The 19842-nt window shown below is 64.5% G+C and carries 14 protein-coding genes; 4 read left to right on the top strand and 10 right to left on the bottom strand.

Annotation, left to right across the window (positions count from 1 at the left end; translation table 11 throughout):
• From VJ655_RS07930 to VJ655_RS07910, 5 genes are all read right to left on the bottom strand, one after another.
• Window positions 1–1443 (bottom strand): TonB-dependent receptor plug domain-containing protein (locus VJ655_RS07930; RefSeq protein ID WP_324110525.1); only part of this gene is annotated, 1443 nt, incomplete at its 3' end.
• Between the two features lie 84 nt (window positions 1444–1527).
• A complete protein-coding gene (locus VJ655_RS07925) occupies window positions 1528–2427 on the bottom strand; it encodes a CoA ester lyase (RefSeq protein WP_324110524.1) in 900 nt (299 codons plus the stop codon).
• Window positions 2424–3695 (bottom strand): CoA transferase, encoded by a 1272-nt coding sequence (locus VJ655_RS07920; RefSeq protein WP_324110523.1) that lies wholly within the window; start codon window positions 3693–3695, stop codon window positions 2424–2426. Before VJ655_RS07920 ends, VJ655_RS07925 begins: the two co-directional genes overlap by 4 nt.
• Entirely contained in the window at window positions 3688–5439 is a 1752-nt protein-coding gene (locus VJ655_RS07915; RefSeq protein WP_324110522.1) for a thiamine pyrophosphate-binding protein, read from the bottom strand. The genes VJ655_RS07920 and VJ655_RS07915 overlap by 8 nt, the downstream gene beginning before the upstream one ends.
• 11 nt (window positions 5440–5450) lie before the next feature.
• Window positions 5451–6878 carry an aldehyde dehydrogenase family protein gene (locus VJ655_RS07910; protein ID WP_324110521.1) on the bottom strand — a complete coding sequence of 476 codons (1428 nt, stop codon included), beginning with the start codon at window positions 6876–6878 and terminating at the stop codon, window positions 5451–5453.
• A 314-nt stretch (window positions 6879–7192) separates the two neighbouring features.
• Here VJ655_RS07910 and VJ655_RS07905 point away from each other — a divergent pair, with 314 nt between their 5' ends.
• The gene (locus VJ655_RS07905) at window positions 7193–8071 is read left to right on the top strand and encodes a LysR family transcriptional regulator (RefSeq protein WP_324110520.1); all 879 of its coding nucleotides are present in this window, start codon (window positions 7193–7195) and stop codon (window positions 8069–8071) included.
• Here the strand turns inward: VJ655_RS07905 and VJ655_RS07900 are convergent.
• Window positions 8047–8970 carry a LysR family transcriptional regulator gene (locus VJ655_RS07900; protein ID WP_324110519.1) on the bottom strand — a complete coding sequence of 308 codons (924 nt, stop codon included), beginning with the start codon at window positions 8968–8970 and terminating at the stop codon, window positions 8047–8049. The genes VJ655_RS07905 and VJ655_RS07900 overlap by 25 nt on opposite strands.
• Before the next feature lie 118 nt (window positions 8971–9088).
• Between VJ655_RS07900 and VJ655_RS07895 the strand changes: the two genes are divergently transcribed.
• Window positions 9089–9802, top strand: coding sequence for an SDR family oxidoreductase (locus VJ655_RS07895; RefSeq protein ID WP_324110518.1), 714 nt, complete (start codon window positions 9089–9091; stop codon window positions 9800–9802).
• An 11-nt stretch (window positions 9803–9813) separates the two neighbouring features.
• Window positions 9814–10422: an EthD family reductase gene (locus tag VJ655_RS07890; protein WP_324110517.1), complete on the top strand. Its 609-nt coding sequence runs from the start codon at window positions 9814–9816 to the stop codon at window positions 10420–10422.
• 333 nt (window positions 10423–10755) lie between these two features.
• Here the strand turns inward: VJ655_RS07890 and VJ655_RS07885 are convergent, their stop codons facing one another.
• Entirely contained in the window at window positions 10756–13242 is a 2487-nt protein-coding gene (locus tag VJ655_RS07885) for a TonB-dependent receptor domain-containing protein (protein ID WP_324110516.1), read from the bottom strand.
• A gap of 315 nt (window positions 13243–13557) precedes the next feature.
• Window positions 13558–15390, bottom strand: coding sequence for a methyl-accepting chemotaxis protein (locus VJ655_RS07880; protein WP_414646960.1), 1833 nt, complete (start codon window positions 15388–15390; stop codon window positions 13558–13560).
• A 354-nt stretch (window positions 15391–15744) separates the two neighbouring features.
• On the opposite strand from VJ655_RS07880, the gene VJ655_RS07875 reads away from it, so the two are divergent.
• Window positions 15745–16803: a DUF2332 domain-containing protein gene (locus VJ655_RS07875; RefSeq protein ID WP_324110515.1), complete on the top strand. Its 1059-nt coding sequence runs from the start codon at window positions 15745–15747 to the stop codon at window positions 16801–16803.
• 413 nt (window positions 16804–17216) lie between these two features.
• Here the strand turns inward: VJ655_RS07875 and VJ655_RS07870 are convergent, their stop codons facing one another.
• Complete coding sequence (locus VJ655_RS07870) at window positions 17217–17879, bottom strand: hypothetical protein (RefSeq protein WP_324110514.1); 663 nt, start codon at window positions 17877–17879, stop codon at window positions 17217–17219.
• Window positions 17880–19017: 1138 nt separating this feature from the next.
• Entirely contained in the window at window positions 19018–19674 is a 657-nt protein-coding gene (locus VJ655_RS07865) for a glutathione S-transferase (RefSeq protein ID WP_324110513.1), read from the bottom strand.
• Window positions 19675–19842 lie beyond the last annotated feature (168 nt).

Raw genomic sequence — 19842 nt, 5'->3', positions numbered from 1 at the left:
GCCCAGGTTGAGGAGTTCGTTCTGCGCTTTCTGGACAAAGCTGCCGAACAGACCTTCGGCGGTCGGCTGAACCCCCTGCTTGTACGGATTGAACGCGCCGTTGTAGCTGGGCTGGGTAATGACCGCCGCCAGGACCGTGTTGCCCTGCGGCTGGCAGGTCGCGCAGCCGTAGTTGTTGCCGTAGACGCCCGTGCCCGTGAACTTGAAGTCGCCAGCCAGATTGACCGAATAGTCGACCAGCAGGTTGAACGTGTTTTCCGTGTTGTTCTGGTCCAGGGTCCGACCGGGATTGTTGGCCCGGAAGTTATAGACGACCGTCTGGTTTCCCGCGCCCAGACCCGCGATATAGTACGGGCTGGTCGGGGCGACGGTGATGCCGACGTTCGTGAAGGCGCCGTCGCCGGTGCCAGGCGAATTGTTCTTGCGGTTGTTGAACAGCAGGGTGGCGGTCAGGTCGCCCGCGCTGCCGAAATTCTGATTGAAGCGAACGACGCCGCCGATCCGCTCGCGCTGGGTGTAGTAGTCCAGGTACTTGGCGGTATCGACCAGCGAGGGATTGTTCTTCAGCGCCAGCACTTCGGCGGCGGTCGGGACACGGCCGTTGAGATTGGCCGGTAGGCCATAGACCGTGGAGCCGACGATCAGGGCCCCCGACGCGTCGGGCGTCACCGTCGTGCCGATGAAACGATTGTCGTTGCCGCCGAACGGCCGCAGGTCCTGCGCCAGCTCCGGCACCTGGCTGCGACGAATGCGATCGTTCTTCTCCCAGGTCAGGCCGACCATGACCCCGCCCGAGCCCCACTTGCGGCCGGCGACGCCCTCGACGGTGTACTGATGGTAGATGCTGTCCTTGTAGCGCGCCGTCACCTCGGCCCCGTTGAACGGCCGGCGCAGGATGAAGTTGACGACGCCGGCGACAGCGTCCGAGCCGTAGATGGCCGAGGCGCCGTCGGTGACGACTTCGACGCGCTCGATGGCGGCGAAGGGAATGACGTTCGGGTCGGCGATCTGGTTGGTCACGCCCTGCGCGACTGTCCGGTGGCCGTCGAACAGCAACAGCGTGGCGTTGGTGCCCAGGCCGCGCAGGTTGACGCCGGCGTTGCGCCCGGCGTTGTTGGCCAGGGTGTTGCCCAGGCCCGAAGCCTGGGGCATCTGACTGATCAGAGCCGAAGCGTCACGCTGCGGGGCTTCAACGATCGTCTCGCGATTGACCTCAACGGTGGCCGAGCCGACTGGCGCCACGCCCCGGATGGCGGTGCCGGTGACGACGATGGCTTCAACCTCGACGGCGTCGGGTTCGGCCTTGGGCGCCGACTGGGCGTGGGCAACGCCCGCCGATATAAGAACGAAGGTCGCGACCGAGGCCAGAAGGACCGACTTGGTGTCGAGGTCGCGCGAAGACGCGAGGCGTTTCACACGCCCGCAAACTGCCTGCTTGGACATTTCCATTCCCCTTTGATCTTTTTTTGGTTGGTCTCGATCACGCGCGGCGTAGGCGGCGCGAGCCGCCGGGCCGGGCGTGATCCGTCAACTTCGCCGACGGGCCAAGGCGGCCTCCCGAGACTTGATCGCGGCGTAGCGCTCCAAGAGCCGTTCGGCGCGCCGTTCGATCGGCGTATCGATCATCCTGCCGTCGATGGCGAAGGCGCCGCGGCCCTCGGCGCGCGCCGCCTTGGCGCCTTCGACGATCCGCAGAGCGCGCGCCACCTCTTCCTCGGTGGGCGAGAAGGCTTCGTTCAGGATCGCGATCTGAGAGGGGTGGATGCAGCTCGAACCCTGGAATCCGAAGCGGCGTGATCGCCGCGCCAGAGCGCGATAGGCTTCGAGATCGGCGTACTGCGTGGCCGCGCCAATCAGCCCGATCGGCATGACGCCGGCCGCCGCCGCGGCGATCGCCATTTGCTGGCGGGGCAACTGGAGCGTTTCGTCGTCCACCTCCATGCCGATATCGAGCGCGAGATCCTCGTTGCCGAGGTTCAACGCCATGACGCGTGGGCTCGCCTTGGCGATATTGGCCATGTCGAGCAGGCCGCGGGCGCTCTCGATCAGGACGAGGAAGCCCGTCGCGCCCGGCGCCATGCCCCGGTCGGCCTCGGCTTGCGACACCAGTCTGTCCAGAGCCAGAAGATCCTCGACACTGTCGACTTTCGGCAGCACGAGGGCGCTCACCGCCGCTCCGACCGCCGCGACGATGTCCGACGCCGCCAGCATCGGATCACCGTTGATCCGTACAAGGACATCGGCGCCGGCCTGCCCGACCCGGCGCGCGGCCTCGGCCAACAGGTCGCGGGCGCGTGTCTTTTCGTCGGGCGGGACGCTATCCTCCAGATCGAGAATGATCGCGTCGGCGCCGCGCGTATGCGCCGTGGAGACGAACTTCTCCACGTGAGCGGGGACATACTGCAGCGAGCGCCAGACAGGGGTCATCGTACGCAGGCCCCGTCTTCGACGGCGACGCCCGACGACACCAGTTCGGCGTAGGCGGCCTCGTCGATCCCCACCTCGGCCAGCAGGTCTCGGTTGTGCTGACCAAGGCTGGGCGCCGGGGACCGGATCGACCCCGGGGTGGCCTCGAGGCGCGGTACGACGTGATGCATCGGCAAGGCGCCCAGCTCGACGTCGGGGTAGTCGGCGAGGATCTCCCGGTCGATGACATGCGGATCAGCCATGATCTGATCGATGTCGTAGATCGGTCCGACCGTGACCTCGGCCGCCTCCATCAGCGGCACGAGCTCGGCCAGATCGCGCTCGGCGATGAACGTCCCGATGACCTCGTCGAGCACCTCGACGTTCTTGAGCCGGTCGGCGTTGGTGCGGAACCGAGGGTCCTCGATCAGATCGGGACGGCCGATGGCGCGGAAGATGCGCTCGGCCATCGATTGGGTGGACCCCGACAGGCCGACATACTTGCCGTCCTTGCAGCGATAGGCGTTGCGCGGGGCCGAGTTGCTGGAGCGACTGCCCGTGCGGGGGCGAAGCATCCCTGTCAGCCGGTAGTTGGCGGCCTGCGGCCCCAGCAGGGCGAACAGCGGATCATAGAGCGGCAGGTCGACGATCTGGCCGGCGCCGCCTTCCCGCTCGGCTTCCCGCAGCGCGATCATCGTCGCCGAGGCGCCATAGACGCCGGCGACGCCGTCGGCCAGGTACATCGGCGGCAGAACGGGCTCTCGGTCGGCGAAGCCGTTGATGGCCGCGAAGCCCGACATCCCCTCGATCACCGTGCCAAAGCCGGGACGCTGGTGGTAGGGCCCCTCCTGGCCCCATCCGGAAATGCGGACCACCACCAGCTTGGGATTGCGGGCCAGCAGAATTTCGGGACCAAGCCCCATCTGCTCCATGACCCCGGGCCGGAAGCTCTCGACCAGGACGTCGGCCGTCGGGACGAGGTCGAGCAGCAGCGCCTTGGCCCGCGCGTTGCGCAGGTCCAGGCAAAGGCTCTTCTTGTTGCGGGCGTAGATCTTCCAATGGGTCGAGACGCCCTTGACCTTCCATCCGCGCAGCGTGTCGCCGGTCGGCGGCTCGACCTTGATCACTTCCGCGCCGAAGTCGCCCAGCATCTGGGTCAGGACGTTGCCGGCGAAGAGACGCGACAGGTCGAGGATGCGCACCCCGGCCAGCGGCCCTGACGCCTCGGCGTCATACTCGTGGCGATGCAACGCCGAGCCCATCGGATCTGATGCGGAAAGGTCAGTCATTGCCGCCCTGCAGGAAGTCAGCGATGTCCCAGTAGCCGGTGCGCGGCATGGGCAGGTCACCGCGGGTGCGGACCTCGAGAAGGAAGGGCGCGTCCTTGGCCATGGCGCTCTTCAGCGCGGCGGCGACGTCGTCGGGCTCCTCAACCAGGGCGGAATCGATGCCGAACGACTTGGCCAGCAGCATGAAGTCGGGGTTGTAGAGCTCGCCGTCGGGCGTGCGGAACTCCGTGCCGTACTTGTTCTGGAAATAGGTGTTTCCGACCGTGCGAATGGTCGAATAGCAGAAGTTGTTGAACAGGACCCAAAGCACTGGGATGTTCAGCTCGACAGCCGTGGTCAGGGCTCCGATCACCGACAGCAGGCCGCCGTCGCCGATCAGGCAGACCACCTTGCGGTCGGGCGCGGCCAGCTTGGCGCCGATCGCCGCGGCCGGCGAGAAGCCCATGGTGGCCATGCCCCCGCTGGTGATGAAGGCGCCCGGTTGCTTGACCTCCAGCTGCTGGCCGGCGCCGTTCTTGTTCCAGCCCACGTCCGTGACGAAGACCACGTCGTCGGGCGCCGCCAGCGACAGCTCCTTGAGCAGGCGAGCGGGATGGATCGGCTTGTCGCCGTTGTCCTGCGAAGCCTTGAGCTCCTCGCGCCAGGCCGCCTTGCGCTTGGCGACGACGTCCAGATGGGCGTCGATCGTCGCCTGCGGCCGGGGCGCCCGCGCCAGCAAGGCGTTCAGGGCCGCCAGCGTGGCCTTGGCGTCGCCCACCAGGCCGATGTCGACCGGATAGCTCTTGCCCAGCTCCTGCGGATCGATGTCGATCTGGATGAGCTTGGTCCCGTTGGGGATGTTGAAGACGTAGTCGGCGTTCCAGGAACTGCAGTCTGCCTCGCCGAAGGCCGTGCCGATCGCTAGGACGACGTCGGCGTCGCGGCAGGTGTCGTTGGCCATCCGAGCGCCCCAGATGCCGGTCACGCCAAGCGCGCGCGGGTCGGTCTCCGGGAAAACGCCCTTGCCGACGAGGGTCGTGGCGACCGGCGCCTGCAGAAGGCGCGCGGTCTCGGCCAGTTCGGCCACGGCGCCCGACAGCGCGACGCCGTTGCCGGCATAGACCACCGGACGCTCGGCGGCGGTCAGCAGGCGGACGGCCTCGGCCAGCCCCTGCGCGTCGGCGACGCTGCGCGGAAAGTTCGGACGACGCGCGATCGTGTCGATCGGCGCGGCGAGCTTGGCCGAGAACATGTCCATCGGCACGTCGAGCAGCACGGCGCCCGGCCGGCCGGTCTGGGCCACGTTCAGCGCCCGGTGCATGACGTCGCGAAGCCAGTTGACCTGATCGATGCGCCACACGCGCTTGCAGACCGGACGGAAGATGTCGCCCTGCGAGGCGTCCTGGTGCAGGCGGATCACCTGGTGGGCTTCGCGCGGGTGGTGGTACGACGGCGTGTTGCCGGCGATGACCAGCATCGGCGTACCGTCCGTGGCGGCGGAGACCACGCCCGTCAAGGCGTTGGTCAGACCCGGCGACAGATGGACGTTGATGACCGCCAGCTTCTTGGACAGACGGTAGTAGGCGTCGGCGGCGTGGACGGCCTGTTGCTCGTGCCGGAACGAGATGTAGGCGATGCCCTCGCGTTGGCAGGCGTCGATCAGCGCGTAATTGGTGTGGCCGCATTGGCCGAACACCATCTCCACCCCTTCGTTCTTCAAGCATTGGGCGATGTAGACCGCCCCCGTGACACTGGCTTCGGACATCAGGCTTTCCATCAAAGGGTGATCGTCACGAGACGCTCTTCGGTCATCTCGCGCATGGCGTAGCGGGGGCCCTCGACCCCCACGCCGCTGTCCTTGACTCCGCCGAACGGGATCACGTCGACCCGGCTGCTCGAGGCGTCGTTGAGGTGGACGACCCCGACATGGATACGGGCCGCCCCCTTCAGGGCGCGCTCGATGTCGCGCGTGAACAGGCCGGCGGCCAGGCCGAACTCGGTGGCGTTGACCTCGTCGATCGCCGCGTCGAGGTCGTCGAACGGGATGATCGACAGGACCGGGGCGAAGATCTCCTCGCAAAGCACGCGGGCCGTCTTGGGAACATCGGCCAAGATGGTAGGCTGCAGGACGGCGCCCTCGCGCTGGCCGCCGTTGATCAGACGCGCGCCCTGGGCGATCGCCTCGCGAACCCAGGCTTCGGCCCGGATCGCATCCTTTTCGCTGATCAGCGGTCCGACATCGGTGTCGCGCTGACGCGGATCGCCGACCTTCAGCTTCTTGGTCTCGGCCGCCACCATGTCGGTGAAGCGCTCCAGGATCGGCCGCTGGATGAACAGGCGCTGGGTCGAGGTGCAGGCTTGGCCTTGGCGGCGGAAGCCCGATTGGGCGCAGCGCACGGCCGCGCGGTCCAGGTCGGCGTCCGCGCAGACGATGGTGGCGGCGATGCTGCCCAACTCCAGGGCCACCGGACGCATGCCCCGGCTCTGGCGGATCGCCTTGCCCACGGGCGTGCTGCCCGTGAAGGTGACGAAATCGATGTCGTCATGTTCGACCAGGGCGCGTCCGACCTCGGCGCCGCCCAGAACGAGATTGACGTGGCCGGGCGGGAAGCCCGCCTCGAGCATCAGTTCGAAGAGTCGTACGCCCGAAAGCGGCGTCGCCGGCGGTGGCTTGACCACCACCGTGTTCCCGGCGGCCAAGGCCGGCGCGGCCTTGTGCGCCACCATGTTGAGCGGCGAGTTGAAGGCGCTGATCCCCGCAACCACGCCGCGCGGCACGCGGATGGTCATGGCCATGCGGTGGCTCTGGCCCGCCGCGCCCTGGATCGGCACCATCTCGCCGACCAGGCGCTTGGCCTCCTCGGCGGACGTGCGGAACGTCTCGGCGGTGCGCGCCACCTCGTTGTCGGAATCCTTCCACGGCACGCCGGACTCGGCGATGATCGTGCCGGTCAGTTCTTCCCGGTTCGCCAGGATCAGGTCGGCGACCCTGGAGAGCAGGCGGTAGCGCTCGTAGGGCTCCAGGCGGACGGTCTCGAACGAGCGGCGGGCCGCGGCGATGGCCGCGCGCACCTGATCGGCCGACGCCTCTCGCCCTTCGGCGATCTCCTCGCCCAGGAACTTGTCCACGACGACGAAGTTGGCGCCCTCGCCCTCGACCCAGGCGCCGTCGATCAGTTGCTTCAAGCGGCTTGCGCGGCTCATGTCCTACCCTTCGTCTCGCCTCTTCGGAGGGCGATAGAGTAGCGAAGGACGGGTTCAGGCCGATGCGGCCTTAGAGGAATTGAGAGGGCCGCCCTTCGCTAGGACCTGTGGTAGCCGCGGGCAGTGTGAAAAAATAGCGATGTTTCGTTCAGCAAAAGATGACAAAACATCACGAGTCTATGTGAATGCCCTATCGGCGAGTCATTTAAGGTTCGAGAGCCGGGCGCCGACCTGTTGCAGCGGTTCGATGCGGTTCTTGAGCCTCCGATGATGCAGTATCCTCAAACGATTGTCCGACGATTGGTGAGTTTGCCTTGAAGTTCGAATTCCTGATCACGCTCGACGCTATTCTTCGACATGGCAGTTTCGCGGCGGCGGCCGAGGACGTCGGCTTGACGCCCAGCGCCGTCAGCCTTCAGGTCAAGCGCCTTGAGGAATATCTTGGACAACCCTTGTTCGACCGATCCGGCCGGATCGCCAGACCCACGCCGCTGGCGCGGGAGCTTTCAGAGAATGTGCGCGGCGCCCTCGACGCCGTCGAGGCGGCCCGCCACCGTTCCACGGGGGCTGTGACGGGACGCGTCGTCCTGGGCACGATCCGGTCGCTGCAATCGGCCATGATGCCGCCGGTGCTGAGGGACGTCGCCGAACGCCACCCAGCCCTGAGCGTAAGGGTGATCCAAGGCGACTCCACGGAACTTCTCAATCAGCTCAAGGCCGGTGAACTCGATGGAGCGGCCCTGGTGCGTCCGACCTCGGGCGGTTCGAGCCGATTGGCCTGGCACGACCTCCAGCGACAGCCCTTCGTGTTCGTGGCGCCCCACGATACGGGAAACGCCACCGTGGCCGAGCTCGTCAAGCGCCACAACTGGCTCCAGTTCGACACCTCCCTAACCAGCGGGCGGGTGGCCGCCAGCTACCTCCACCGCTTGGCGCCTGCCACCCGCCCCAAGTTCGAGTTGGAATCGATCGAGGCGGTGCTCTCGATGGTTTCGGCGGGCCTGGGCGTGTCGGTCATTCCGCAGGTCGGCCCGATCACCGAAATCCACCGCGTCCGTCAGATCTCTTTGGGCAAGAACGCCCCGTCCCGGCAGATCTCGTTCGTTTGTCGCGCCTCGGATGCAGACAACCGCCGGGTCATGGCCCTTCGGGACGCCTTTAAACGCAGTTACGCGAGCTTGGCGTCAACCTGAGCGGAGCTCGAAGGAGCCGCCGCCGCGCCCTCGCTCCTCAACGCCTCGCCCAGGGCCGTCAGGAACAGACGCAGCTTCGGGGTCATCATCCGTGTCGTGGGGTAAAGGGCGGATACCGGCGGTGAATATGGCGTTGCGTCGAGCGGCAGTTCGACCAGCCGGCCCGTCTCCAGGTCGTTTGCCGCGGACCAGCTGGCGAGCATGGCCACACCCAAGCCGCGCCGACAGGCCGCGTGGAGGCCGTCGATGGCGTCGCAGACGAAGCGTCCGCTCACGCGCGCGCGCTCCGCGCCGCTCGGTCCGAACGCCCAGTGAGTGACCCCGATCAGGGTCAGGCAATCGTGTTCGCCAAGCTCCGCCAAGGTCTGCGGCCGCCCCCGCAGCTCGAGGTAGTCCGGGGAAGCGCAAACAATCCGCCGAACCGAGCCGATGCGGCGGGCGACAAGGTTTGAACTGCGAAGATCGGCGATGCGTATCGCGACATCGAACCCCTCGCCGACGACGTCCACCAACCGCTCGGTCAAGTGCAGTTCGACGCGCAACTGCGGGTTTGCGCCCATGAGGGCGGTCAGCATCGGCACGATGATCTCTCGGCCGAGGGCCGCGGGGGCGGTGACGCGAAGGAGGCCCGCCGCGCCGCGATCGCCGGGCGTTAGCGCCGCCAGCGCCGAAGCTTCACGTTCGAGGATATCTCGAGCGTAAGGCATGAAGTCCTCGCCCTCGGGCGTCAGCGAGATGGAGCGCGTCGTTCGCTGCAACAGGCGCGTCCCAAGTTCGCGCTCCAAGGCGGCCAATCTGCGCGAGGCGACCGCGGGCGCCAGCCCTAGCCGGCGTGAGGCGGCGGAGATGCTCCCAGCCGCCACAGCGTGGCTGAAGACAGCGAGGGCTTCGGTATCCATAGCGGCTCCGTGGCGCAGATTACGCCGTTTTTGTATCAACCGGCTTGGCGCTTCTGACAATTGTGAACGTGCCGGGCCTGCCGCATGGTTCGCGCTCACCAGTGGGGGAGCGACAGCCATGATCGACCTTTCCGGCCAGCGCGTGCTGGTCATCGGCGGCAGTTCGGGCATTGGCTTGGCGACCGCGCAACTCGCCTGCGAACAGGGCGCGGCGGTGACCATCGCTTCGCGTTCGGCCGATAAGGTGTCCTCGGCGGCCAGCTCGATCGGTCCGTCTGTGATCGGCCAAGCCCTCGACTTGACCAACGACACGGCCGTCGAGACGTTTTTCGCGAGCGCCGCGGCCTTCGACCACGTCATCGTCACCGGCTCGCAGACCAGCATCGCGGCCGTCCGCGACCTCCCGCTCGAAACCGCCTACGCCGCTGTGAACAGCAAGTTCTGGGGCTTCTACAGGGTCGCCCGGGCGGCCAAGATTTCCAGCGGCGGCTCGCTGAGCGTTGTCTCGGGCTTCCTGGCCAGTCGGCCCGCCGCCGGTCGCGCGCTGATGGGAGCGATTAACGCTGGGCTTGAGGCTCTGGTGCGAGGGCTGGCTCTGGAGTTGAAGCCAATCCGGGTCAACGCCGTTTCGCCCGCCGTCGTTAGGACCGAGATGTGGGCGGAGATGACCCCGGAGGCGCGCGCAGCGATGTACGCGCGGATGTCGGCGACCTATCCCGCCGGACGGGTCGGCGAACCGCGGGACATCGCTCGCCAGTTGTTACTGCTCGCCGCCACCGGGTACGCCACGGGCACGATCGTTATGCTCGACGGCGGCGCGTCGATCGCGTGAGGTCGCCGTCCATGTTCAAGCGCATGTCTGTCCTCGTTCGTCGGCTCGACCACGACCGCTCGACCTTTTCGCGGCTGTGGGAGCGCCATGCCGCGCCAGTATCTCAACTGCCGAAAGTTCGCGGCTATATCCAAAACCATGTCGAGGAAGACTTCTCGCCAGCCTCGCCGATCAACGCCGATGGCTTTGTCGAACTCTTGTGGGATCGGCCCGAGGACATGTCAGACGCCTTCGCGAGCCCGGCCGCGAGGCCCATGGTCGAGGACGAGCCAGGCTTCCTTGGCCACGGTTCTGGCTACGCGCTCAGGGCGGCCGAACCCCTGCGGGAGGCGATGGGCGGCAAGTTGATCGTGGCGGCGCTAAGCGAGGGCGCAGCGGCGTCGCGGGCGGTCGAGGCCGCTGCCCGCGGAATGAACGGCCTGACCGAGCTGCTGCACGATCAAGTCGTCGATCTGATCGCCAAGCCCGGCATGGCGCCGCCGCAGCCGGTGAGTGATTTTTTCCATCTTTGGTTTGATGACCTTTCCGCCGCCCGCGACGCGGGTCGCCGGCTGGCCGAGAGCAACACTCCACGGGTTCGGCTCGGGATCTACCGAGTGCGGACCATCCGCTTCGTTTGAGGCCGGCCTGATGTCGAAGATCGTCTGAGCCGAGGCCAGCAGTGACGGCGCCCGCCGCGATGCTGTGCGCTTCCTTGCTATTCGCTATGACCCGTCGATATCAGGGTCTCCCCGCCGTCTCCGCCATCTCTTTATGGGGCCTGGTCGCTTCGACGATTTACCTTCTCTCGCGGATCATCCCGCAGGCGAAAGGAAAGAAAACAGTTCGGCCAGCCAGAAACTGAGTACCAAGATCGACCGGTATAAGATCAACAAAGAGTCATCTTTCCTCTAGCCCCGCCGGCCTGGGAGGCCGACGGGGCTTTGTTTACCGATACGCGAGTTCGTTTTCGATCAGAAGCTCAAGCGAGCCGAGGCGGAGATCGTCCGGCCGTTGAAGGCCCGCCCCCAACCAATCCCGTTCGCAGGAATGGCCGTCTGGTTGAGCTCGTAGAAGGCCATCTTGTTGAACAGGTTGTTGACGTTGACCATCACCTGTAGGTTTTCGGTCACCGGCACCTGCGCGAACGCGCCGACGATGACGTAGCCCGGCTGGTGCAGCGCCGTCTGGTTGTTGTCGTGCGAATAGCTCCAGGTGTTCGCGATGATGTTGGCGCCCACCGTGGCGTACTTCGTCTCGAATTGCGGCGTGGCCGAGAAGATGAACTTCGGCTGGCGACGCGGCGTCATTCCGGCGAGAACCGGATTGGCGGTGTCGCTCAGGATCTCGGCGTGCGTGTAGGTCATGCTGCCGAAGACGCTGAACGGCCCCTTGCGAACCGAGGCTTCGATTTCGGCGCCATACGAACGGTACTTCCGCTCAGGCTGAGCGCCGCCGCCGGACTGGATATTCGTGTCCTCGGTGTTCGCCAGGAAGGCCGTGGCGTTCAGGGTCATGTCAGCCTTGCGGAACTTGAAGCCGCCTTCCAACTGCTTGACCAGGTCGTAACCCGTGCCCTTGCTGAGCAGATCGCCGGTCACGGAGCTGACGCCGGTGGTCGACGAGAACAGGATCTTGTCCGCCCCAGCCCGAGCCCCACGGCTGTAGCGGGCAAAGACCGACAGGGGCTCGGCCACGCGGTAGTTCGCACCCGCCGAATAGCTCACATATTTGTAGTCGTAGTGCACCGGCGCCGGCGAGCCGGTCGGCAGGAACGCGGTCTTGGCTTCCGCGACCGAAATCTTGCCGTCGCTGTTGAAGTCGTAGGATCCCAGGCCGACGCGGCCGCCCCCCAGGTCCGAACCGTAGAGTTGGCCGCGCACCTGACCCAGATCGTAGCGAAGGCTGCCGCCGATAGCGAGCTTGCCGATCTTGTAGTTGGCCGAGGCGAAGGGCGCTGTGATGTCGTAATTGACGTCATACGCTCGCCGATAGAGGCCGCTCGCGCCGTTCAACGAGTAACCGGTGACGCCGTCCTGCGTCTGGGCCACGCCCGCCGCGTTGGTGAAGTCGATCAGCGACGAACGGCCATCGCCGAGAAGGTCCTGGTTGTAGGTCTCGTAGTACCAGTCCGTGTCCACATCCTGGCTCGAATGGTAGACGCCGCCGGTCAGCGTGAGGCTGCCCTCGCCGACATTCCAGCTGCGCGTAGCGCGCAGGTCGTTGGCGAAGTAGTTGAGGCTTTTGATGTCGAGCCGATTGGCCAGGGTCTGAACAATCAGGCCATTGCCGTTCAGGCTGGCCGGATTGGTGATCGTCTGGCCACGCAGCGGACCGCTGGCGTAGGTGAGCGTACCGGCGCCGGCGCCCAGGGTCGCGGGAAGCGCGTTGCCGGCGAAGACGTTGGAAATCTGGGCGCGGCCGATGCTGCCCCCGATGCCGGAGATGCGGCCGCGTTCAGTGATCGTCCAGCCAGCGATGTCGAATTGGGCTTCGAGGCCGATCGACTTGACCTTGGCGTGCATGCCATTGGAGGTGGAAACCACTGAGGGCAGGTTGTTCCGGTCCAGCGACGTGAACGTCGGGATGTTCCGCGACAGCAGCGTGTCTTGCCGGACGTCGAAGTTGTTGAAGTTCTCGAACGTCGGCTTGTCGGGCGTGCCCGAGATCTTGACCGGAACCGTGAAGTACCAGGGCGAGCGGTCGTCGAGGTACTTGCCGCTCAGACGGATATAACCGTTCGGCAGGGTCTTGGTGACGTTGAACTTGAGCTGGCCGCCCTTGACGCCATTGAAGCCGATGTTGCGAACGCCTTCACCGCTCCGATAGAAGCCGCCGAAGTGGTAGCGCAGCGTGTCGGTCATCTTCCCGCCGTACTCGAAATCGAGCCGCTTCTCGCCGTAGTCGACGCCGGTGCTGACTTCGATCGCACCGCCTTCTTCCTCGCCGGTCTTGGAGATCAGGTTGATCACGCCGCCGGGCGAGTTGGACGCAAAGGTCGACGCCGAGCCGCCGCGCACCGCCTCGATCGAGCCGATGTTCTGGTCATAGCGGATGAAGGTGTCGGACGACGCGTTGAAGAGATCGCCGAACTCGAGGACGGGAAGGCCGTCCTCCTGAATCTGCATGAACTTCGAGCCGCCCGAGGTCAGCGGCAGGCCGCGGATCGTGTAGTTGGAGTTGCCGTCGCCAAACGAGCCTTCGGTGCGGATGCCCGGCACGTTGCGCAGGACGTCCGCCAGCGAACGGGCGCTCAGCTTAGGGACGACATCGCCGCCCAACGAGCTGGCGGAAATGGCCGAGTCGAGCAGGTCGCGACCTTTCGCCACGCCCGTCGAGAAAACTTTTTCGCGATGAGCCGTCGCGCCGGCGGTCTTAACGGGCGCGTCGGCGGCCTCGTGGCGGATCGTCTCGGCATGCGCCGGCATGACCATCAGAAATGGCAAGAGCGCGGCGGACACGTAGAGATGTCTCATAGGATTTCCCCAATTCTATTTCTATAAGAATTTCACTGGACAATGGTAATGAGGCATATTTTGTAATTTAAGTGTAAATTGTCCACCCCTACACATGCATGTTGGATGCGACATATTGTTCTTACACATGCGTCATTCAGTCACATGCAAGAGCTCAACCTAATCTATACTTGGATATAAGAGGTTGTAGAAAGAATTGTCGAGGGCGCGAGCGCCCTCAACCTGCCTCGTGTTCAAGGCGTCGTTCTGGAAGTTCGGGAAGCGCGGGCGCTCTTGAGGCGCGCCCGGGACCTGGAGGCCCTACCTCGCCCCAACGGCCATGCGCATGCCCGGCCGCCCTCCCGCGCCCCACGTGTCGGCGTCGGCGTCGGTCGAACGCAGGCGGAAGCGGGCCACCAGCGTGGTCAGCTCGTCGGCCTCCGAGGCCAGGTTGCGGGCGGCCGCGGTCGCTTCCCGGACCATCGCCGCGTTCTGCTGGGTCATGCTGTCCATGCTGGCGACGGCGCTGTTCACCTGCTTCAGGTTGTCCGCCTGGATTTCGGTGCTTTGCGCGATCTCATTGATCAGAGCGTTGGTGTCGCCGATCTTCTCGCCGATCAGCTTGAGCATCTGACCGGTGCCTCCGACCCGGCCGACGCCGCTCTCGACCTGCTCCGAGGACGTGTGGATCAGCGACTTGATGTCTCGCGCGGCGTCGGCGGAGCGCTGGGCGAGCGCGCGAACTTCGGACGCCACGACGGCGAAACCCTTGCCGGCGTCGCCGGCGCGCGCGGCTTCGACGCCCGCGTTCAAGGCCAGCAGGTTGGTCTGGAAGGTGATGCCATCGATCAAATTGATGATCTGGCCGATTTCCTCGGAGCTTGTCTGGATGGCGTCCATCGCCGAGATCGCCTCGGTCACGATAGCGCCGCCTTCGGCGGCGTTGCCATTCGCAGCCTCGATCGCCTTCTTGGCGTCCGCGGCGCGTTGAGCCGTCTCGCCAACCATCGAGGTCACCTGTTTGGTCGCCACGGTGGTTTCCTGCAGACGCGAAGCCTGCTGTTGCGTCCGGTGCGAAAGATCCTCGGACGCCGAATAGATCTCGGCCGCGCCCAGATGGACGCTCTGCGCCGATCGCGCGACGCCCGAAATGCTCGCCTCGAGCCCTTCCACGGCGCTGTTGAACGACTGTCGGAGCCGCTCGTATTCGGGTTCGAACGGCGTGGCGATGACGTGGGTCAGGTCGCCGGAGGCGAGCGCGGCCAGCGCCGTGTCGAGCGTCTCCACCACACGACGCTGGGCCGCCTCGGCGCCGATCTTGGCGCGGTCGGCTTCTTCCTTGGCGCGGTCGGCTTCTTCCTTGGCCCGATCGGCCTCGGCCTTGGCCAGAGCGGCGTCGCGGAAGACGAGCACGGCGCGAGCCATGTCGCCGAGTTCGTCGGCCCGGACGGCGTCGACGGTGATGTCGTTGTCGCCCCGAGCAAGCTGGGTCATCGCCTCGGTCAGGGTCGTCATGGGGAGCGCGATCGTGCGCCTCAGCATCCGAGACAGGGTCATGGCGATCGCGATGAGGGCCACGCCGCCGACGGCCAAGGCCACCATGGCCGTGACGATCGCGGTCTGCTGCCGCGCGCCGTTCTCGGCGATGTGCTTGACCTCGGCGTTGCGGACGTCGCGCAGAGGCAGCACCGCGGCGCTGACCAGGACCTTCTTGCCAGCGTCGCGCACCATCTGCTGCGCCTCGTCACGCCGGCCGGCCTGGACGATTGCGATCATCCGATCGCCCCAATCCTTCCGCCACGCGAGCGTCGCGACACGGGAGTCCTCGATGGCCTTCAGCATGGCCGGGTCGGTGAGAGTCGACGACAACTTCGCCGAGACCCGATCATATTCGTCGCGTCCTTCGTAGTAGGACTTCAGATAGGTCTTGTCCCCGGTGACCAGAAAGCCCCGAAACTGGCTGTTCTGCCTGAGAATGGCCGTCTCAAGCGCCAACGCGTCCGCGTGGATCGACTGACTGCGGTTGTTGCTCTCGGTGGAGGCGCGAACCATCAAGATGGTCGCGAGAAAGACGATCATCATGATCGCCGCCGACACGCAGATCAAAACGAACGACAGACTGAGTTGCTTCGGGATGTTCATCTTGAAGGTCATCGTTCCACTAATAGCCGGCCCGGCTATCCCCTGATCCGGGCGTCTTTCGAAGCGCCCTCACAAAACTTTCGCGGCGAATTCCTGCCTCGATATTGATCGTAGGATCTAGGCAACAGCCATTTCCTGTTCATTAAAAACGACCCCACATCCCCGTTTTGGGCCTGCGACATAAGGTCTCTGCAGGTCTCTCCTTTCATTTATGCGGCATTAATCGCCGCGGCTGTTCATTAGATTCTACCGTACTGCCAATACTAGATTTGGGCCTTACACGCAGATGCTTCTTTGACGTGATCGGCGCAAGCAGTTTCACCTTAAATTGCGCGACAGCGCGTCGCTCGTGTGGATTGTGAATTTATGAAAGTACTCACGAGAACTGGCGCCACGCAGGCGTTCATGGAGCAGGCTGAAAGCTGCCGCTCCACGGGCTCGCCCTTCCTCGCCTCCGTGCTCGAAGCGGTCGATCGGCAGTTGCACCTGGCCCCGATCAGCGGCCGGATGATCCACGACTGGCCGGGGGATCCGGCCGCGGCCGCCCTCGCGCTTCGCGTCAACGGGGCCCTCCATTCCCTCGCGCGGCGCGGCGAACCTCGATATCTGGCGGACCTCTACAACGGCGAACACGACGACTTCGACGGCGCGATCGCCGAGGCGTTGTCGCAAGAAGACCAGTTCATCGCCGACTGGATGCGCTACCCGACCCAGACCAATGAAGTGGCTCGGGCGGCGGGGATCATGTCCGCACTCTTGGTGGTCGCCGCGGAGCGGCCGACGCCTTTTGAGATCCTTGAGCTTGGCTCCAGTTGCGGCCTGAATCTCAATCTCGCGCGCTATGCCTACACGCTAGGCGGCGCCTCCGCCGGCGACCCCGCGTCAGCGGTCCGCATCGCGCCGCGGTGGATTGGCGCCGATCCGCCGGCCGCCCTCGTGAAGATCGTCACGGCGCAAGGCGTCGATCTCAACCCCCTGAGCGCCTTGAATCCCGCCCATCGCGAACGGTTGCTGTCCTTCACTTGGGCGGATCAACCCGCGCGTTCGAGGCGACTGGAAGCGGCCTTGCAGATCGCGCGGACCCATCCGCCGAAGGTTCACCGCGGCGACGCCAAGCTTTGGCTCGCGCAGCGCTTGGCCGAACGCCAGTCCGAAGGCGTGTGCCGGGCCGTCGTGCATTCGATGTTCATTCAATATCTGAGTGACCAGAACCGATCCGAGGTCGCGAAGATCATGGCCGCGGCTGGCGCAGCCGCGACGGCGTCACGGCCGCTCGTGGAGATCAGCCTCGAATGGACGCACGACCGTCGAGAGGTCCAGCTGCGCTGCACCCGTTGGCCGGACGGTGACAGCACGGTGCTGGCCATCTGCCATGCCTATGGCGACTGGGTGGAGTGGCGCGGCCTCGGTATCGTTGCTCGCTAGAGCCGATCGGCTAAGTCGCTGATAATGCTCAAGCGGCGAATTTCGACAACTTAAGCCTGACAACATAAGGCCGCCCCTAAAAGGTAGGTTGGCAACCTAACGCCGCCCCAATGCTCTGACGGCCCCCTCAACTTGTTCACTGTGTACGTCAAAGTTGGACGTCGAACGCCCCGCTGGTAGACGCACGTCAGCGCCAGTCGGTGCGCGCCATCGCACGCTCGGTGGCGAACCCTCTGAATTAATCTCAGCTGCCCTGCTGAACGCGCGGCATTCAACTCGACTGACTGGACACGCTGGCACGCTGTTGGTCAGGAGACGGCTCTAGGCGATCTTGATCTTCCGGCCGAGCTTCCCGTCAACTGGCCACAGATCATAGCCGATGCGGAAAACAGACCTTACCAATAAGCACTGAATCACTCAGCCGGCCCGCCCAACGGAAATCTCTGGGCGAAGAAGGCCTCTACGTCCGCCCGAGGCCAGAACGGGCCGGTGCACCGCGCGATACCATGCTTGGCGGGAAGCGCGTCGCGGAGGGCTGGTGAAACCCTCCACCTCCACGCAATTTCCCGTGACGAGATCAACTCGTGGCCAAGCTGCGTGATCTGGTCAGAGGGAAATTCGGCGCTCATACGGCCACTGCACAGCAGCCAAGCCACGTCTCTAGGGAAGCAGTTCAGGTACTGCTCCGCCTCGCCACGGCTGAGATTGGCCTGAACAAGGCAGTCTTCGTAGCTCGCGGGCACCTCGAGCAACTCCGGTCGCCGCTTGGCCGCTAGATCCCACGCGAGGCGCTTGGATATGTGGAGATCCTTCACGCTCAACGTCTCGTGCGGGTCGCCATTCCAATAGAGCTCCAAGCGACGCTCAAGCGCAGCCTTGATCATCGCGCTCCATGGCTTTGGCTGATCCGGTGTCATAACGATCGTCGCCGAGCTTGGCGTCACGGCGCCATGGTCACCGTGCTTTCGCTTCTTCAGTGGCGCGAGGATCGCATCAATCAGCGTGAGCAGTTTAGAGCGTCGCTCAAAGGCGAGCGGCGTCTGCGCGCTCGCCCAGTCGTTTGTGTGTTTGTTCATGTGTCTCTCCTTGTTTTGGGAAGGCGGAGCACAGGCGTGTTTCGTCGATCGGCCCGGCGGGGGCCGTTGACTCCGTCGGCTTGTGGGGAGAGAGTTCCGCTCGCTTACCAACGAGTTTCGGATTCGCTCCGGAACCGGTTTCCGGGAAGGCGGCAACCTTCCCGGGTCCAGCTTCTCCGCCAGATGGCGGTGTGATTTAGCTGAGCCTCATTTTCATTCCTTTCGATCTGTGACGGCGAGGCCTGACAACCAGGCAAAGCTTCGCCCTCCCTGCGCGCCAGAGGCTCGCAGGTTGAATAGCCGAAATGGCTAATCGCTATTCAGATCGAAAAACTGAGTCTTATCAAGTGTGTAGCGCGACATGCTCTGATGCTGCGGCGTGGGTATATTTATGCCCGATCGGGCATATTCTAATTATATGCGGTACATGATCTAAATTTTCAAAGCACACTGAGTATCGAATACGGAAGTTTTCCAGAATTTCACGCAGCGCTATCTCGGCGCGAACGTAAGAATACGTTTGCACATTAGAAGGCCGCCCCCGCTCTTTGGTAGACGCACGAGCTTAGACACTCCGCCGCGCGCGTTGTTTCTGCAGCGCCCCGCTACGGAGCCTCAATCAGCGAAATCCCGCCGAGCATGAGCGCCAGAAAGGCGAAGACTGGCTCTTCTCGGACCTTGGGAACGGCGGCTCCACGATCGCTCGTTGTCGCCATTGGTCCGTGCCGGCAATTTCAGCGAGCGACCGCGTTGACAGCAGTACTGCCGACGACAGGCCGTCGATCGCTCCTAGCTCGCGGATGAGCCGACGATATGCCTCGTAGACGAAGGGAATAGTTTGCCGAGGTGTTGTCGTTCGTGGAAGGCGCTGGTGCACTCGAGTGTCCTATCAGCCGCGAACGGATTCTGCCGTTGTAGGCCTGCAAGGTTGCTCCCGGAGAAGCGAACATCAAGATGAGTGCTTCAGGTCGGAGCTGGTCTCCATAACTTAGATTTCCAACTTCGCCTTTCTGGAGCCGGTTCAACGTCTTCTATTGGCGCTCTTCCCCAATTAGGGGGGATCCTCGTCGGTGAGAATAGAAGCGGGTCCCGTGATTGCTGAGGCCCGCTTCCAGTGCTGTGACTGACTGGCCTTATTTCATGTGGCCGCGCGTTGCGGTTCGGACATCGTGATGCGGTCGCGCACACTGGGTCGCTCTTGCATCCTTTGGTTCCAAGCCAGCAGCGCCTCGCAGTCCCCAGGCACGGCCAACTCCACGAGTTCAGCAAAGATCAGGCCGCCGATCACCGTGATATCGGCCATCGAAAAGGCGTCTCCGGCAACGAACCGCTGTTGGCGCAATACGCTGTCGAAATAGCGCATGCCGTTGATCGCCTTGTCGCGCTGGCGCAATCCCCACTCGGCATTCTGATAAATCTCCACGTCCGGCCCGAGCCCAGGCGTGGCGTGGTGGAAGTAGACGCTCACCGCATCGAGCAGCTCTAGTTCAGCGCGTTTGCTCATCATGTGGATCACGCCTTTTTCACGCGCTGTCCGGCCGGTGAGGACGGGGGCTCCATCTAGGGCGTCGAGATATTCGGTAATGGCCGTGCACTCGGCGATGAACGTCCCGTCGTCCAGTTCGAGGACCGGCAGCGTCCCCGAATAGTTCTTTGCGCGAAACTCATCGGTCTTGTGCTCGCCCTTCCACAGATCGACGGACTCGAAAGTGACGCGGGACTGAAGGCCTTTCTCAGCCAAGGCAATGCGAACACGCGCGGGGTAGGGACCCGTATGCCAATCGTAAATCTTCATGATGGTCCTCGGCTCTACCAACCAGATGGTAGAACCCTTTCTACGGGCTTGGCAATTGACGGTCAATGATTATCTGCCATGTGGTAGGTAGGTTTCCGGTAACCCTGGTAGCGGGCGCGAACGATGAGCTTGAACGCAAAAGAAGAGATACTAGCCGCAGCCAGGAAG

The sequence above is a fragment of the Caulobacter sp. genome, from assembly GCF_035254145.1.
Lineage (GTDB): Bacteria > Pseudomonadota > Alphaproteobacteria > Caulobacterales > Caulobacteraceae > Caulobacter.
Note: the sequence above shows the minus strand (reverse complement) of the source record. Positions and strands in the feature narration are given on the sequence as shown.

Coding starts and splice junctions, on each gene's coding strand:
- VJ655_RS07925 (WP_324110524.1), bottom strand. CDS start 2,427: ATGACCCCTGTCTGGCGCTCGCTGCAGTATGTCCCCGCTCACGTGGAG.
- VJ655_RS07920 (WP_324110523.1), bottom strand. CDS start 3,695: ATGACTGACCTTTCCGCATCAGATCCGATGGGCTCGGCGTTGCATCGC.
- VJ655_RS07915 (WP_324110522.1), bottom strand. CDS start 5,439: ATGTCCGAAGCCAGTGTCACGGGGGCGGTCTACATCGCCCAATGCTTG.
- VJ655_RS07910 (WP_324110521.1), bottom strand. CDS start 6,878: ATGAGCCGCGCAAGCCGCTTGAAGCAACTGATCGACGGCGCCTGGGTC.
- VJ655_RS07900 (WP_324110519.1), bottom strand. CDS start 8,970: ATGGATACCGAAGCCCTCGCTGTCTTCAGCCACGCTGTGGCGGCTGGG.
- VJ655_RS07895 (WP_324110518.1), top strand. CDS start 9,089: ATGATCGACCTTTCCGGCCAGCGCGTGCTGGTCATCGGCGGCAGTTCG.
- VJ655_RS07890 (WP_324110517.1), top strand. CDS start 9,814: ATGTTCAAGCGCATGTCTGTCCTCGTTCGTCGGCTCGACCACGACCGC.
- VJ655_RS07880 (WP_414646960.1), bottom strand. CDS start 15,390: ATGACCTTCAAGATGAACATCCCGAAGCAACTCAGTCTGTCGTTCGTT.
- VJ655_RS07875 (WP_324110515.1), top strand. CDS start 15,745: ATGAAAGTACTCACGAGAACTGGCGCCACGCAGGCGTTCATGGAGCAG.
- VJ655_RS07870 (WP_324110514.1), bottom strand. CDS start 17,879: ATGAACAAACACACAAACGACTGGGCGAGCGCGCAGACGCCGCTCGCC.
- VJ655_RS07865 (WP_324110513.1), bottom strand. CDS start 19,674: ATGAAGATTTACGATTGGCATACGGGTCCCTACCCCGCGCGTGTTCGC.